At 56.6% G+C, this 15,156-nt stretch carries 13 protein-coding genes; 12 read left to right on the top strand and 1 reads right to left on the bottom strand.

Annotated features, from left to right (window positions below):
- Nucleotides 1–75 precede the first annotated feature (75 nt).
- Nucleotides 76–729, bottom strand: a complete 654-nt coding sequence (locus ACR0K4_RS09090; RefSeq protein WP_480518056.1) for a GntR family transcriptional regulator — start codon at nt 727–729, stop codon at nt 76–78.
- Between the two features lie 207 nt (nt 730–936).
- On the opposite strand from ACR0K4_RS09090, the gene ACR0K4_RS09085 reads away from it, so the two are divergent.
- The 12 genes from ACR0K4_RS09085 (at nt 937) to ACR0K4_RS09030 (ending at nt 15,006) form a co-directional block, all read left to right on the top strand.
- Nucleotides 937–2,016: a Gfo/Idh/MocA family protein gene (locus tag ACR0K4_RS09085; protein WP_480853706.1), complete on the top strand. Its 1,080-nt coding sequence runs from the start codon at nt 937–939 to the stop codon at nt 2,014–2,016.
- A 104-nt stretch (nt 2,017–2,120) separates the two neighbouring features.
- Nucleotides 2,121–3,128 carry a TRAP transporter substrate-binding protein DctP gene (gene dctP, locus ACR0K4_RS09080; RefSeq protein WP_480518627.1) on the top strand — a complete coding sequence of 336 codons (1,008 nt, stop codon included), beginning with the start codon at nt 2,121–2,123 and terminating at the stop codon, nt 3,126–3,128.
- Between the two features lie 30 nt (nt 3,129–3,158).
- Nucleotides 3,159–3,734, top strand: coding sequence for a TRAP transporter small permease (locus ACR0K4_RS09075; RefSeq protein ID WP_480518052.1), 576 nt, complete (start codon nt 3,159–3,161; stop codon nt 3,732–3,734).
- A complete protein-coding gene (locus ACR0K4_RS09070) occupies nt 3,731–5,026 on the top strand; it encodes a TRAP transporter large permease (RefSeq protein ID WP_480853705.1) in 1,296 nt (431 codons plus the stop codon). The genes ACR0K4_RS09075 and ACR0K4_RS09070 overlap by 4 nt, the downstream gene beginning before the upstream one ends.
- Nucleotides 5,026–6,918 carry a bifunctional sugar phosphate isomerase/epimerase/4-hydroxyphenylpyruvate dioxygenase family protein gene (locus ACR0K4_RS09065; protein WP_480853704.1) on the top strand — a complete coding sequence of 631 codons (1,893 nt, stop codon included), beginning with the start codon at nt 5,026–5,028 and terminating at the stop codon, nt 6,916–6,918. Before ACR0K4_RS09070 ends, ACR0K4_RS09065 begins: the two co-directional genes overlap by 1 nt.
- Nucleotides 6,915–7,742, top strand: a complete 828-nt coding sequence (locus ACR0K4_RS09060) for a citryl-CoA lyase (protein ID WP_480518048.1) — start codon at nt 6,915–6,917, stop codon at nt 7,740–7,742. The genes ACR0K4_RS09065 and ACR0K4_RS09060 overlap by 4 nt, the downstream gene beginning before the upstream one ends.
- Entirely contained in the window at nt 7,732–8,919 is a 1,188-nt protein-coding gene (locus ACR0K4_RS09055) for a Gfo/Idh/MocA family protein (protein WP_480853703.1), read from the top strand. Before ACR0K4_RS09060 ends, ACR0K4_RS09055 begins: the two co-directional genes overlap by 11 nt.
- A complete protein-coding gene (locus tag ACR0K4_RS09050; RefSeq protein WP_480518044.1) occupies nt 8,909–9,583 on the top strand; it encodes a hypothetical protein in 675 nt (224 codons plus the stop codon). The genes ACR0K4_RS09055 and ACR0K4_RS09050 overlap by 11 nt, the downstream gene beginning before the upstream one ends.
- On the top strand, nt 9,576–10,766 hold the full coding sequence (locus ACR0K4_RS09045) for a Gfo/Idh/MocA family protein (protein WP_480853702.1): 1,191 nt from the start codon (nt 9,576–9,578) through the stop codon (nt 10,764–10,766). The genes ACR0K4_RS09050 and ACR0K4_RS09045 overlap by 8 nt, the downstream gene beginning before the upstream one ends.
- 154 nt (nt 10,767–10,920) lie before the next feature.
- Nucleotides 10,921–11,835 carry a sugar phosphate isomerase/epimerase family protein gene (locus tag ACR0K4_RS09040; RefSeq protein WP_480518040.1) on the top strand — a complete coding sequence of 305 codons (915 nt, stop codon included), beginning with the start codon at nt 10,921–10,923 and terminating at the stop codon, nt 11,833–11,835.
- Nucleotides 11,816–13,225, top strand: a complete 1,410-nt coding sequence (locus ACR0K4_RS09035; RefSeq protein ID WP_480853701.1) for an aldehyde dehydrogenase family protein — start codon at nt 11,816–11,818, stop codon at nt 13,223–13,225. The genes ACR0K4_RS09040 and ACR0K4_RS09035 overlap by 20 nt, the downstream gene beginning before the upstream one ends.
- The gene (locus tag ACR0K4_RS09030; protein ID WP_480518036.1) at nt 13,225–15,006 is read left to right on the top strand and encodes a thiamine pyrophosphate-binding protein; all 1,782 of its coding nucleotides are present in this window, start codon (nt 13,225–13,227) and stop codon (nt 15,004–15,006) included. The genes ACR0K4_RS09035 and ACR0K4_RS09030 overlap by 1 nt, the downstream gene beginning before the upstream one ends.
- Nucleotides 15,007–15,156: the final 150 nt, after the last annotated feature.

Raw genomic sequence — 15,156 nt, 5'->3', positions numbered from 1 at the left:
TTTTGACGCAGAATTTTGAGCGGACCCCCGCCAAATTGACCTGAAGACGTCGAAGCAAACAATCAGCATGCCGCCTTACATAGCCTCCAACGTGTGGGTGAGGCCGTTTCGGATGTGATTTTCCAACAGTTTCGTGGCCTTATCGGCGTCTCTGGCCAATGCGGCATCGAACATGCCCTTGTGCTCCTTGACGGCCTCTTCACCGCGATAGGTCAGCACGAGCATCTGATACCGCAGATATTTGTCGTAGATGATCGAGTGCAGAGACAGAAGGTTCTTGGAATTGCAGGCCGCGATCATCGCTTGGTGAAACTCCCAATCATATCGTTTCCAGGTTTCCTTCTCGGACTCGTCGCCCTTGAGAAGCTGCTGTTCCATCAGGTGAAGTTTGTGGTGTGCTGCAACCAGGTTTCCTTCCCAGTCCGTGTCGCTGTTTGCAATGGACAACTCCAATGCGTGGCATTCCAACAAGACACGCAGTTCTGATATCTCGGTCAGGTCTTCTCGTGAGACCGGTGAAACCAGGAATCCCCGTTGTTCTGGAGCTTCGACAAAACCATCGCTGGCAAGCCTGTTCAAGGTTTCACGAAGTGTCGAAAGACTTGCAGAGTAGCGTTCCTTCAAGGCGTCCAGCTTCAGTTTTGAACCGGGCTGTAATTCTCCGAAGATGATATCCCGCTTAATGCGCTGATAGGTGCTTGCACCAATCGTAGACGGCTGTTTCGCCATGCGTTTCACCTGATATTTTCTTTTTCATCGTTCAATTAGCATTTTTTGACGGCACCAACAATCCAAGTTAAAATATGATAAAAACTAAAATACCATATATTATTGCAGAATCGAAGAAACCCAAATACGGTCGCGGCAAAGCGAGCGGTGCCGCTCAATCGAAAATTCAGGTTTCGGAGTTGTCCGAAACTTCCGGAAGGAAACACAGTGTCCCAGAACTTTCGCATTGCCATTGTTGGCCTTGGCCTTGTTGGTCGCCGCCACGCAGACGCGATCCGAGCTTTGCGTCATGTTGACCTTGTTGCTGCGGTCGACCCCAGCGATGAAGGCCGAGCTTACGCCATTGGGCATGGGGTCGCATGCTATGAAACGCTTGAGGACATGTTCTCAAGTCAGACACCGGACGGAGCTGTGCTTGCGACCCCAACCACGCTTCATGTCAAGCAAGGCCTCACGTGTGTTCGACACGGTTGTCCCGTTCTCGTCGAAAAACCGATCGCCGTGGAAGCCGCGGCTGCGCTGGAGCTTATTCAAGCAGCGGAGAAGACCAATGTGCCGCTGATGGTCGGTCATCATCGTCGTCACAATCCCCTGATCAGGTCAGCGAAAGACGCCATCGTCGATGGGAAGATCGGGGATGTGAGGGCTGTCCATGCGAACTGCTGGTTCTATAAGCCAGACGAGTATTTTGATGCCGCGCCCTGGAGAAAGAAACCCGGTGCAGGGCCCATCTCGGTCAATCTTGTGCACGATGTGGATCTTCTGCGGTACCTGGCCGGAGAAGTCTTGACCGTTCAGGCTCAGTCGGCTGCATCGCTGCGCGGTTATGACAACGAAGATGTTGCAGGAGCACTGTTGACGTTTGAAAGCGGAGCGATAGGAACCATAAGTGTGTCCGACAGCATCGTTGCTCCCTGGAGCTGGGAGATGACGTCTCAGGAATATCCAATCTATCCGTCGACCACTGAGAGTAGCTACATGATCGGCGGCTCTCATGGTTCGTTGTCCGTTCCCGATCTTCGACTGTGGAGTTACCAGAGCGAGAAAAGGGATTGGTGGATGCCAATCTCATCAACCGCGCTGAAGAAGGGGGCCTCTGACCCTCTGGTTCGTCAAATCAGTCACTTTGTTGAAGTTGCAAGGCATGAAGTAGATCCGATTGTATCGGGGTGGGAAGGTTTTAGAACGCTTCAAGTCATTGAAGCTATTCAGAATTCCTGTCGGACCGGAGAGATCGTCCGAATAGAGCGCGTTTATCAGACAGAAAAGGTAAAAGCGGCCTCATAATAAAATATCATATATTTTTAAAAAAATCTTGTAAAAATGTATAAAAATGGCAAAAATGAGAATCACAGAAAAACGCTCATGATGTTTCAGGGAGGAACAAAGTGATTACCTATCTAACCCGTCGGGCTGCTGTATCAGCCCTGATCGCAACCGGTGTCCTGATTACCGCAACAAGCGGAGCGCTGGCGGCAGACAAAGTGCAACTCCGCCTCGCAACATCAGGGTCAGAGACTGACCAGCGCTCGGTCGCTATGGCCGAGGTTTTCGCGCCGATGGTCGCCGATTTCGCAAGTTATGAGCCCAGCTATAACGGAACCATCTTTGCCCAAGGCACTGAGTTGGACGCGATCAGCCGGGGCAACCTGGAAATGTCGATCACCTCAGCTCAGGAACTGGCGCAGTTCTTCCCCGAGTTTTCGATCTTTACTGCAGGCTATGTCCATCAGGATGCCGCGCATCAGGTGGCAGTCTTCAATGATCCATTGATGGATGCCTTCAAGCAAAAGGCCGAAGAAGAACTGGGCGTGAAACTGCTGTCGGTCATGTATCTGGGCCGTCGTCAGGTGAACCTGCGCCAGCCCAAGGATGAACTGACCGTCAGCACTCCGGCTGATCTGGAAGGTGTGAACCTGCGGATGCCGGGCACCGATGCATGGCAGTTCCTTGGTAAAGCGCTGGGTGCCGCGCCGACCCCGATGGCGTTCTCGGAAGTTTACACCGCTTTGTCGACCGGTGCGGTTGACGGTCAGGACAACCCGCTACCGACCGTTGTGGACGCAAAGTTCTACGAAGTGACCAACCAGATCGTTCTGACGTCACATCTGGTGGACCTAAACTATATCGCCATCGGCAAAGAGGTTTGGGACGGGCTGACACCGGAACAGCAGGCCAAGGTTCAGGAAGCTGCGGATGCGGCAGCCGAATCCGGCCGGCAAAAGCAGCTTCAGAAAGAAGAGGACCTTGTCAGCTTCCTCAAGGAGCAGGGCATGGAGGTCTACGAGCCCGACCTGGCGGCGTTCCGCGATCAGGTACAGTCGATGTATCTGGAAAGCGAGTTCGCCGGATCATGGCCGGACGGTGTTCTGGAGCAGATCAACGCTCTGGGCAACTAAGCTCATCTGAAGACGGGAGGGAGAACCACGATGAAAAGCTTCATAAAGGGGTTCTCCCGACTCACCGAAGCGATTGCCGGCGGGATGCTGGCGGCAATCTTCCTGATCTTCCTTCTGCAAATTCTTTTGCGGTACTTCTTTACCCCCGCCGGTTGGACGCTTGAACTGATCGGCATCCTCTGGGTCTGGGTGATCTTTTTCAGCTGCGCCTTCATCGTGCGCGAGAGAGATCACGTGAAGTTCGACATCATCTACCTTTCGGTGCCGATGCGCGTGCGTCAGGTCTTTGCGATGCTGGCCGCCGCGGCGATTGTGGTCGGGATGCTCTACAGTTTCCTGCCGACGTGGGACTACATCGACTGGATGAAAATCCGCAAGACCGCGACGGTTCGCAACCCGTTCTCGGGCGAGAAGATACCGCTGCGCACCGTGTTCTCGATCTATGCCGTGTTCATGCTGGTCGTCGCTGCGCGCTATGGCTGGCTGTTCTTCGACATCATGCGCAACGGCCCACCTAAAACCGAACTTGAAATGGTCGTGGGATTTAACGTGGTCGACGATCACCCCCGCGTTGACGGCGAAGACGACGAGGACGCAAGCAAATGAGTTTTGAACTTCTAACCTGTCTGCTGACCCTCTTCGTTCTGGCAGGCATCGGGACACCTATCGGCTATTCCATCCTTTTGGCGTCACTGATGTATCTGGGTGTCGCAGGTCTGGACGTTGCGCTGGCGGGCGAAAAAATCCTGCAAGGTTTCTACAAAAGCACGATCCTGCTTGCCGTGCCTTTGTTCATCGTCGCTGCCAATATCATGAACGCAGGGTCGATCACGGATCGTCTGCTGAACTTCTGCGTCGCTGCCGTCGGGCGTTTCAAGGGCGGCCTTGGGCACGTCAATGTTGTGGCGTCTCTGATCTTTTCCGGTATGTCCGGTTCGGCTGTCGCGGATGCCGCCGGGATCGGCAAGATCATCATTGAGATGATGACCAAGGATGGCCGCTACAGCCGGGGCTATGCAGCCGCAATCACAGCGGCATCCGCGACGATCGGCCCGATCATCCCGCCCTCGATCCCGATGGTCCTTTATGCGCTTGTGTCGAAAGCCTCTATCGGGTCGCTGTTCCTGGCCGGTATCCTGCCGGGCCTGATCATGGGCGTCGTCCTCATGGCAATGAACTATTACCTGGCCGGAAAGCGGAACTTTGCATTGGAAGAACCTGTTCCTCTGCGCGAATTGCCGGCTAAAACCGCCAACGCGTTTCCGGCACTGCTGATGCCCGCAATCCTGCTGTACGGTATATATGGCGGCGTCACCACTCCGACCGAAGCCGCCGCAGTTGCTGCATTCTACGCTCTGCTACTGGCAGCGTTGTTCTACCGCGCGCTGACCTTCCGTGGCCTTTATCAAGTGTTCGTCGATAGCGCGCGCTCCTCCGCCGCCGTCGGGGTGGTCATTGGTGGCGCGTTCATACTGAACTTCATCGTCATTCAGGAACAGATCCCGCAGTCGATCTCAGCCTTGCTGGAAGGTTCGGATGTCAGCCCGATTGTGTTCCTGATCCTGGTGAACCTGCTGATCCTCGCACTGGGATGCGTATTGGACGCAACTACGATCATTCTGGTGATCGTGCCCCTGTTCATCCCGACCTGCGAAGCGCTCGGGATTGATCTGGTGCATTTCGGAGTGTTGGTCGTCGTGAACTCGATGATCGGTCTGATCACGCCGCCCTATGGCATTCTACTCTTTGTGATCAACGCCGTGACGGACATTCCGCTGCGCGAAATCATCTCCGAAATCTGGGCCTTCCTCGCGGTTCTCATCTTCGCCTTGGTGATCATGATGCTGATGCCGGATCTGGTCCTGTGGTTGCCGCGTATGTTTGGATATCAGGGATAATGTGCCTCTCGGTTTCGACAACGTCGATCCCCGGTGATCTGGCCGAAAAACTGAGTGCTATCGCCGACGCGGGGTTCGGAGGTGTCGAATTACACGAACCGGATTTGACCGCTTTTGACGGGCCGCCATCGCAAATTCGGAACATTGCATCAGATCTCGGCCTTAAGATTTGCCTGCTGCAACCCTTCCATAATCTTGAAGGCCAGTCCGGCGGTGGACGGGAGCGCGCCTTTGATCGACTGAAGCGCAAACTCGATCTGATGAGCGAGTTGGGAACGGAATTGCTGCTTATCGGGTCAGCCTTCGAGGCCGATGTCGCAGTGACCGAAGAACAGGTAATCGCAGATCTTGGCGAGGCGGCCCAGATCGCTAAGGAAATGGAGATGCGTCTGGCTTATATGGGTTTGCCATGGTCGGATCTTGTTCACTCGGATGAGCAGGCGTTAGGCATCGTCGAAGCAATCGACAGCCCTCATTTGGGGTTGGCTTTGAATTCCTTCTTCTCGCTTGCCGACGGATCCAAACCAGCCCGCCTTAGGGACATTCCCGGAGAGCGGCTGTTCCATGTACAGCTGTCCGATGCACCGCGACTTGAGATGGATATTCGCAGGCTCAAACGGCACTTTGGGCTTCTGCCGGGGCTTGGATCGCTGAACCTTGCGGGCTTCGTTCGCGTGTTGTCCCGCGCCGGATACAAAGGGCCTTGGTCAATTGCACGCGTCAACGAAGCAGCGCCTCAACCTGGTGGCCGGACACTGGCCCGAGACAGCTACAGGTCGCTGGTGAACCTCCTGGATGAGGTATCCCGGACCGAGCCGGGAACCGATTTTAGCATCCCGGACCTGCCGGAACGCGTCTATGCGTCAGGCTTTGAGTTCGTCGAATTTACAGCCGACGAAACAAGCGGCGAGCAGCTGGCAGATATGCTGTCAGCAATGTGTTTTCGAATGGAGCGAAAGCATATGAGCAAGTCCGTCGAGTTGTGGCGGCAGGGCGCGATAAACATCGTTGTGAATACCGAAAAGGAAGGTTTTGCCCATTCGGCGTTCCTGGGTCACGGCCCCTCTGTGTGTGACATGGGGTTGCGTGTCAAAGATGCGGATCAGACGGTTCAGCGGGCGACCGCGTTGGGCGCGCCGGATTTCTCACAGCCGGTGGGGACCGGGGAGTTGGATATCCCGGCCATTCGGGGCGTTGGCGGCAACGTCGTTCATTTCATCGATGAGAAATCCGATCTGCATCGGGTTTGGGACATCGAGTTTGAGCCAGTCGCCAAGACCAAAGCGACCCAACCTGCCGGTCTGCGCCGCATCGATCATCTGGCACAGACGATGCGTCACGATGAGATGCAAAGCTGGCTGCTCTACTACATTTCGACTTTCGAGATGGCGAAGTCGCCAATCGTGAACGTTGCCGACCCGTCCGGTGTCGTGCAAAGCCAGGCTATCGAAAGCCCCGAAGGCGAAGTGCGCCTGAACCTGAACGGGGCGGTTGGGCGCCGAACTCTGGCAGCGTCATTCCTTGAAGATGGCTTTGGGGCTGGTGTTCAGCACATTGCCTTCCAGTCGGATGATATTTTTGAAACCTCAGCCCAGTTGCTCAAGTCCGACTTTCCCAGCCTGTCCATCCCGGAGAACTACTACGCTGATCTGCAAGCGACTTTCGGATTGGAAGACGACCTGATCGCCCAACTGCGCCGGGGCAACATTCTCTACGATCGGGCAGCAGGTGCCGAGTATTTTCAGATATACAGCCGCCCCATCTTTAACGGCTTCTTCTTCGAAATCGTTGAACGCCGTATGGGCTATGCCGGTTATGGCGCGCGCAATGCACCCATTCGCCTTGCTGCGCAAAGCAAAACCCAGCCGGTGAAAGAGGTGCAGACGCAATGACCGCGCAGATGACAGACGATGAGCGCGCCGTTCGCCAGTGGTGGCGTACCTCCATCATCGACATGAAACCCGGACAGATCGCTTTTCGCGGCAACGCCATAGAGGATCTGATCGGGAGCGTATCTTTCCCGCAGATGATCTGGATGATGGTGCGGGGCGATCTGCCCAGCGACGCCCAAGCGCGCCTGTTCGAAGCTGCTTTGGTCGCAGGCGTGGATCACGGCCCACAGGCTCCCTCAATCGCGGCAGCGCGTATGGCCGCCACCTGCGGGGTAGGTCTCAATAATGCGATGGCGACTGCGGTGAACATGCTGGGCGACGTGCATGGCGGGGCAGGAGAGCAGTGCGCAGAGCTGTACTATGATATTTCGGCCCGGCTGGATGCTGGCGCATCGTTGAACGATGCGGTTCGGGACGGTCTGAACAACTGGCGCGAAACTTACGGCAAGATCGTCTCGGGCTTTGGTCACAGGTTCCACAAACCCGTCGACCCACGTGCGCCTCGATTGATGCAACTTGTTCGTGATGCGGCGGCAGAAGACACTGTATCGGATCGCTTTGCTGATATCGGGGAAGAGGTTCAAGCCGAACTCGGTCGTCAACGCGGCGGTCTGCCAATTGCTATGAATATTGACGGCGCGACAGCAGTGGTCTTCTGCGAGCTTGGCTTTCCTGCGCCCTTGTCGCGAGGGTTGTTCTGCCTGTCCCGCTCGGTCGGAATACTCGCCCACGCATGGGAACAGATGAACCAGGGTGGGCGGAACAAAGGGCCGATGCCCCCGAATTACTTACCCCTCTACGAAGACAGGAATGATGATACGTGAGACATCGAAATCCTTCCGGGTCGGCCTTATCGGCTGTGGTCGTATCAGCGATATCTATCTAATAACACTATCCAAATTTTCGAGCGTCGAGGTCGTGGCTTGCGCAAGCCTTGATCCTTCGGAAAGTCGCGCCAAAGCGGATCAATACGGTGTCGCCAAGGCCTGCACGCCAGATGAAGTGTTTGACGATCCGACGATTGACTGCGTTCTGAACCTGACAATTCCGGCGGCGCATGCCGAAATCAGCCTGCGCGCGCTGGAGGCGGGGAAACACGTCTATTCCGAAAAGCCACTGGTTATGGATCGAACGGATGGTAAGGCGATTCTGCACACAGCCTCTGAAAAAGGGTTACTGGTCGGTTGCGCGCCCGACACATTTCTGGGCGGTCGCTGGCAGACCGTTCGGCGCTTGATCGACGAGGGTGCCATTGGCAAACCCACAGGGGTTTTTGCCCATGTCGGGACCCACGGGACGGAGCGCCACCATCCCAACCCGGATTTCTACTATAAGGCGGGCGGAGGGCCCTTGCTGGACCTTGGGCCGTACTACCTGACCGCCATGATCTGCTGCCTTGGTCCCGTTGACCGGGTTGCCGGAATGGCTCGGCGCACGTTCGACAAAAGGATGATCGAAAATGGCCCTCGCAACGGTGAATGGATGGATGTCGAGGTGGACACGCACTCCCTAAGCCTGCTTCAGTTCTCATCCGGAGCTATAGGGTCGATGACCATGAGCTTCGACGTCTGGGACAGCGAAACTCCGCGGTTCGAGATCTATGGTGAAAACGGAACCATCAGCATCCCTGACCCTGACCCGGTTCATGGTGCCAATATCTTTCAAGGGGATGTCTGGCTGAAAACGCGGGAGACCTCGCGTTGGTCTCATCAGCCTCGTCCAACCGGTCGCGAAGACTGGCAGGTGGTCGAGAACAAACATGGGTTTAATGAAGACAGCCGCGGGCTCGGCCTTTTGGATCTGGCCCTGGCGGCGCAAGAAGGACGCCAACCCCGTGCAAGTGGAGCGTTGGCCTATCACGTTTTCGAAGTCATGGACGCGATTGAACGGGCACCGAAATTCGGCGCCTATCAGACGATAGAAAGCCGTTGCGCGGCACCCGAGCCTTTACCGGTCGATTTCCTGAATGATGAGAGGAAGGAATTGGTTCATGCCGATTGAGACACTCGACTTTGCTCAGCCATTCTTTCGCGTCCAGCACATAACTGACGAGCGCAGAATTTCTATCGAGGGTCGCGCCATCGTCCTTAACCTTGGGGGGCGAAATCTCTGTGTCGAGGATCAGATCATTGCGCCGCTTTCCTCCGTGATCGTGCAAGACAGCACGCTTAGCGGCGTGGAACGTGCAGTCATTGTCCGCGATTTCGACGCCCATGCCGATGACAACGAGTTGTTTGCATGGGTGAAAGATACATGGCCATCTGCTTTTGATGTTCGCCAAGAGGAGCGACTGCGCGGTGTCAGCCACTACATGTCGCCGAAGGTCTTCGTGGGTAACGTTGGACTGACCATGTACCACTCGGGCTCGGTGCCGCTGAATGTCGGATTGCACAAGGATCATCCGTTCTGCCCGGTACCGGGGTTTCGCGAAGTGCATACGCAAATCGTAGGCTTTGGCAAAATGCAGCAATGCCGCGAACGGGACGTTGAAACCCTTTACCTCGAAGAATTCATGGCCCCCGGCACGACGCACAAGCCGATGTATGACGCTGAAGGCAACTATCCCTGGCATCAATACGAGACGATTACCCCCAGCATCTTCATGGCGGTGGAAATGCTGCCCGAGGGCGCACGGGTCCCGGAAATGGAGATTCAGAATGGCTGAGAGACTTTTTTCCGAAGACCTGAACTTTGACGGACCTTTCCCCCGTTTGTCTCGTCGTTTGAGGCTGGGCGTCGTTGGCGGCGGACGTATCTCTGTCACGCAGGCAACGGCCGCGCGGATGGCCGACCGGTGGGAGGTCGCCGCAGGCGCGCTCAGTTCAGATGCGGAGCGCAGCAAAGCGCGCGGGGCCGAGTGGTTCCTGCCGGCCGACCGGTGCTACGCGTCGTTCGAGGAGATGGCGCAGGCCGAGGCGGCACGCCCGGATGGCGTTGATGCCGTCATGATCACTACTCCGAACCACGTTCATTTTGAAGCTGCCAAAACGTTTCTGGAGGCAGGCATTGATGTACTGTGCGACAAACCCCTGACTAACGAAGTTGCCGAGGCCGAGGGGCTTGAAGAGATCACCGCGCGCACGGGAAACATCTTTGCTGTCGGCTATGCGATGTCGTGTTTTCCAGTAATCCGTCAGGCCAAACAAATCGTGGCGGAAGGCGGCATCGGTAAAATCAACCAAATCCACGTCGAGTTCATGCAAGACTGGATGACGCCCGATGATGTGGCTGATGCGCCCCATGTCAAATGGCGGCTGGACCCAAAGATTTCTGGCCCGACTAGTTGCGTCGGCGATATCGGCACCCATGCCGCGCATCTCGCCAGTTTTGTCTCGGGTCTGCCGATGACCGATCTGCGGGCTGAATTCCATGTTTGCGGCGCGCCAAAGCCTTTGGAAGACACAGTTTTCATGTTCACCCGTTACCAAAATGAAGTTCCGGGCACCCTGATGGCGACGCGCCTTGCTCCCGGAAATCGGGGTGGGTTGCGGTTGCGGATATTCGGGAACGAAGGAGGCCTCGAGTGGGACCTGGAGAATTCGGAACAGCTGAAGTTCAATCGGTTCGGTGAGCCGGATCGTACCATCAGCCGAGGTCACGGGCATGGTATCGGACCCGGCGCAGAACGTCTGATCCGTACCGCGCGTGGCTTCCCTGAAGGGATTATCGAAGCGTGGGCCAACCTCTATACGGAATTTGCTATGGCTGTAGCTGCGCGTCGGGATGGCGTTACTGTTCCGGCCGATTGGCTTACTTATCCCAGTGTCGAACAAGGGGCAGATGGCGTCCGGTTTATTGACGCCTCAGTGCGCTCTCACCAGTCCGGAGGGAACTGGGTCACTCTCTAAGGCCCTGCCAACACGAATGTAAAACACGCCCGGGCTATTGCCCGGGCATTTTCATTTCCTGCCCAGTATTAAAAGTTGATATTTTAAAAAATATCAGATATTTTTTACTACGTGTGATGAATTTTAGATTCGCAGACACGTGGAGCTGTCGTTCATGGTGAAACCCGAAGAGGCTGGCACAAGCCCCTCTCTCTATTCCTTGGCGCATCTGACGCTGATCGGCTGTACGCCGCCCGAGCTGGTCTATATCGCCGCGCGGGCCGGTTACGGTGCCGTCAGCCCTCGGTTCATTCCGATGCATGTGCCCGGCGAATTCACCCAATCCCCGATCGACAAGGCGCAGGTGCAGGCCACCAAGACGGCTCTTTCCACCACCGGCTTGAAAGTCCTGGATGTCGAGCTTGCGCGTATCACCGAAGATGTCGATCCGCGCAGTTTTGAGCCGTCACTGGAGATCGGCGGAGAACTGGGCGCCAAACGTATGATCATGAGCGCGTGGACCAATACCCGCGATGATCGTGACTTTCTGATCGACGTCTATTCTGAGACCTGCGAACTGGCAGCACCCTATGGACTGACGGTGGACCTTGAGTTCCCAAGCTTCTCCCGCTTGCGCACTCTGGATGAGGCGCTGGATATTGTCCGCGCCTCTGATCAGCCGAATGGCGGTATTCTGGTCGATACGCTCTACCTGCATCTCAGCCGTGTCGATCTGGGAGAGCTTTTGCACGTCCCTTCGGACCTGTTCCATTTCCTGCATATCTCCGATTGCCTACCCGGCATCGCTGATACGCGCGAGGGCATGATCCAGCTAGCGCGCGATGCGCGGCTCTATCCTGGCGAAGGTTGGATCGATTTCACCGGCATCATCGAACGGATGCCGCCCGTCGACTATTCTATTGAACTGCCCAACCAAAGCCGCGTTGCCGAGTTGGGATATGAAGAACACGCGCGTCGCTGTCTCAGCCACGCCAAGCAAACATTCGGCGAGGCGCGGTCACAGCGCCGTATGCCCGATGCAGCCATTCTAAAACACCAAGAGGATCATCATGGGCAAAGAGCTCACTGAAAACGACCGTAATATGGCGGCCGATATGCTGGCGCGCGCCCGCGCTGCCATGGCCGAAATCGAGGATTGGGATCAGGACAGGCTGGACCGCCTGTCTCAGGCCATAGCGTGGTATGCGGGCAATGAGAAAACCTTCACGCGTCTGGCCCAGCAAGGCGTGGACGAAAGCGGTATCGGAGATCGCGAAGGGCGCCCTGCGAAGCGATTTAAGATTCACATGGTGCTGCGTGATGTACTGCGCACGCCCTCGACGGGGATCGTCGAAGTCGACGAAGAAAAGGGGCTCGTGAAATACGCCAAACCTGCTGGTGTGATCGCCTCCTTGATTCCCATGACCAACCCTGCGATGACGCCACCGGTGACCGGCGTGTCCGCCGCAAACGCCCGGAATGCGGTCATCTTCAGCCCGCACCCGCGAACCGCCCATACCACCTTTGAGATGGTCGAGGTCATGCGCGCAGCCTGCCGTGCGGCCGGTGCCCCCGAAGACCTATTCCAGTCGATCCGCAAACCATCGATCCCGTTAACACAGCACCTCATGGAAATTTGTGACCTGACTCTGGCAACGGGTGGCAAGCCGATGGTCAAAGCGGCCTACAGTTCTGGGCGCCCGGCCTATGGTGTCGGCGCGGGCAATTCGTCCATCGTCATCGATGAAACCGCCGATCTGGACATCGCCGCGCAGAACACTCGCATTTCAAAGACCTCCGACTTTGGGTCGGGCTGCTCGGCCGACGGCAACATCATCATCCAGCGCTCAGTTTACGACGATATGGTCAAGGCGCTTCAAGCCGAGGGCGGCTACCTGTGTTCGGATGAAGAGAAGGCCATGCTCGAAGCGGCCATGTGGGATGAAAAGGGAAACCGTACGTTTCCGACCATCGCCTGTCCGCCGCAGCAAACGGCCAAGGTCGCCGGTTTTAGCATCCCCGAAGATCGCAAGTTTCTGATGGTTGAAAATCAGGGGCAAATCGGCCCGCAGCACAAGTTCTCCAAGGAAAAACTGACCACGTTGATGGCGCTTTATCACTTCGACACGTTCGATGATGCGCTGGAAACAGTCAGCCAGATATACAACACGGGGGGCAAGGGCCATTCCTGCGGCATCTACAGCCACAATGACGATCACATCGATCGGTTGGCGCGTCTGGCTCCGGTCAGCCGTATGATGGTGCGTCAGCCTCAATCCAAGGCCAATGCGGGTGCCTGGACCAATGGCATGCCCATGACCAGCAGCCTGGGCTGCGGCATCTGGGGCGGCAACATCACCAATGAAAACGTCACCATGAAACATATGATGAACTACACTTGGGTCAGCCGTCCAATCCCCGAGGATCGCCCCTCGGAGGCGGACTTGTTCGGTGAGTTCTACGGACAGGAGGTCGCGTGATGGACGGAGCGAAACTGGACGGCAAAACCGTTGCCGAACATATCGTTGACTTTCTCGAACGCCGTGAGGTCAAGCACGTTTTCGGCCTGTGCGGCCACACGAACATCGCGGTACTGGCTGCGCTGGCGGAAAGTCCCATCGATTTCGTCACCGTACGGCACGAACAAATAGCCAGCCATGCGGCGGACGCTTATGCCCGCGTGACGGTCAAGGCCTCGGTGGTCTTGTCTCACCTCTCCCCAGGTTTGACAAACTGCGCCACTGGGGTCGCCAACGCCGCACTGGACTGTATCCCGATGGTCGTGATCGCGGGCGATATTCCTACGCACTACTACGGCAAACATCCTCATCAGGAAGTGAACCTGCATGCAGACGCCGCCCAGTGGGAGATCTATCGTCCCTTCGTAAAACGCGCCTGGCGGGTCGACCGGGCAGACCTGATGGCCGAAATTCTGGAAAAGGCGTTTCATCTCGCTGAAAGTGGCCAGCCCGGGCCGGTACTGGTCAACGTCCCCATGGACATCTTCTCCGAGGTGATCCCCTCGGACAGTTTCGACCGTATTCGCGACAACACGCGCGCGCTCAAGAAACCGTCGATTGACGACGAGACAGCGGGAGAGATTGTCGAAGCGTTGGCTAAAGCCGAAAACCCTGTCGCTTATGTCGGCGGCGGCATCCTGCTGGCGCAAGCCAGTGAGGAATTGCATGCATTCGTTGAACATATGGGACTGCCCGTCGCGCATTCCCTGATGGGCAAGGGCGCGCTGCGGGACGACCATCCGCTTGTTCTGGGAATGACTGGCTTTTGGGGCACAGAACTGGTCAACCAATCCTGCCTTGACGCCGACTACATCTTCGCCGTGGGAACACGGTTCAAAGAGGCAGATTGTTCCAGTTGGTATCCCGGCTATACGTTCAACATTCCCGGTTCGAAGGTCATCCATATCGACATCGAACCGCAGGAAATCGGCCGTAATTATCCCACTGAGGTCGGCGTCGTTGCGGACGCCAAGGCCGCTTTGCGCGTCCTCAACCGGGTCGCCCGCGAGATGTATCCTGAGGGCTTCAAACGCCCCGCGCTGGAACAGAAGATCGCTGACTTCCGGACGGACTTCAAAGCGCGCAACGTGGAAATGGCGACCTCATCGGCCTTTCCAATGATGCCCGAGCGTATTCTGGCAGATACCCGCAAGGCACTGCCCGAGGATGCCATTATCACTACGGATGTGGGATGGAACAAGAACGGCGTCGGACAGCAATTCGATATCCTAACACCCGGTTCAATACTGACCCCGGGCGGGTTCGCGACGATGGGTTTTGGCCCTCCGGGCGCGATCGGCGCGAAACTGGCAGCCCCGGATCGCGTGGTGCTTAGCCTCGTTGGCGATGGTGGGTTTGGTCAAAACCCGTCAATGTTGGCGACAGCGGTCGAGCTTGATCTGGGCATCATCTGGCTGGTTATGAACAACAACGCCTTCGGAACGATCGCCGGCCTTCAAAAAGCGCATTACGGTCTGACCTATGGAACCACGTTCCCCGGATCAGCCGCCGCACCCGCAAACGGACCGGGCTATGCCGACATAGCGCGAGCCTACGGCGCGGAAGGGCACAGACTCAGCGCTGCCGACGAACTGTTGCCTGCACTGGAAGCGGCAATCGCCAGTGGCAAGGCAACCGTGCTTGATGTGCCAATGATCAATAACCCAACCCCAACGACCGGACATTGGAACATCTTGGACATATACTCGCCGGACAAAGAGGTATCTCACGTCGCGACTTGACGAAACTGGGCGCGTTCAGACGCGCCCAGTTGCTTGTGCCAATGCACATCCGTATTCGAGAAAATATCAACAGCTTCAGGGCCGATCCGCAAATGTGAGATTGGGGCGGAGAAATCGGTTTTCGCTGTCGATCGGGACGTTGGAGACCAC

It is taken from the genome of Ruegeria sp. K11 (assembly GCF_056531905.1).
This window is presented reverse-complemented; position numbering and strand designations above follow the sequence as displayed.

What these genes read in the sequence shown, in the direction of transcription:
- ACR0K4_RS09090 (WP_480518056.1), bottom strand. Translation starts at nt 729, where the DNA reads ATGGCGAAACAGCCGTCTACGATTGGTGCAAGCACCTATCAGCGCATT.
- ACR0K4_RS09075 (WP_480518052.1), top strand. Translation starts at nt 3,159, where the DNA reads ATGAAAAGCTTCATAAAGGGGTTCTCCCGACTCACCGAAGCGATTGCC.
- ACR0K4_RS09070 (WP_480853705.1), top strand. Translation starts at nt 3,731, where the DNA reads ATGAGTTTTGAACTTCTAACCTGTCTGCTGACCCTCTTCGTTCTGGCA.
- ACR0K4_RS09065 (WP_480853704.1), top strand. Translation starts at nt 5,026, where the DNA reads ATGTGCCTCTCGGTTTCGACAACGTCGATCCCCGGTGATCTGGCCGAA.
- ACR0K4_RS09060 (WP_480518048.1), top strand. Translation starts at nt 6,915, where the DNA reads ATGACCGCGCAGATGACAGACGATGAGCGCGCCGTTCGCCAGTGGTGG.
- ACR0K4_RS09055 (WP_480853703.1), top strand. Translation starts at nt 7,732, where the DNA reads ATGATACGTGAGACATCGAAATCCTTCCGGGTCGGCCTTATCGGCTGT.
- ACR0K4_RS09050 (WP_480518044.1), top strand. Translation starts at nt 8,909, where the DNA reads ATGCCGATTGAGACACTCGACTTTGCTCAGCCATTCTTTCGCGTCCAG.
- ACR0K4_RS09045 (WP_480853702.1), top strand. Translation starts at nt 9,576, where the DNA reads ATGGCTGAGAGACTTTTTTCCGAAGACCTGAACTTTGACGGACCTTTC.
- ACR0K4_RS09040 (WP_480518040.1), top strand. Translation starts at nt 10,921, where the DNA reads ATGGTGAAACCCGAAGAGGCTGGCACAAGCCCCTCTCTCTATTCCTTG.
- ACR0K4_RS09035 (WP_480853701.1), top strand. Translation starts at nt 11,816, where the DNA reads ATGGGCAAAGAGCTCACTGAAAACGACCGTAATATGGCGGCCGATATG.
- ACR0K4_RS09030 (WP_480518036.1), top strand. Translation starts at nt 13,225, where the DNA reads ATGGACGGAGCGAAACTGGACGGCAAAACCGTTGCCGAACATATCGTT.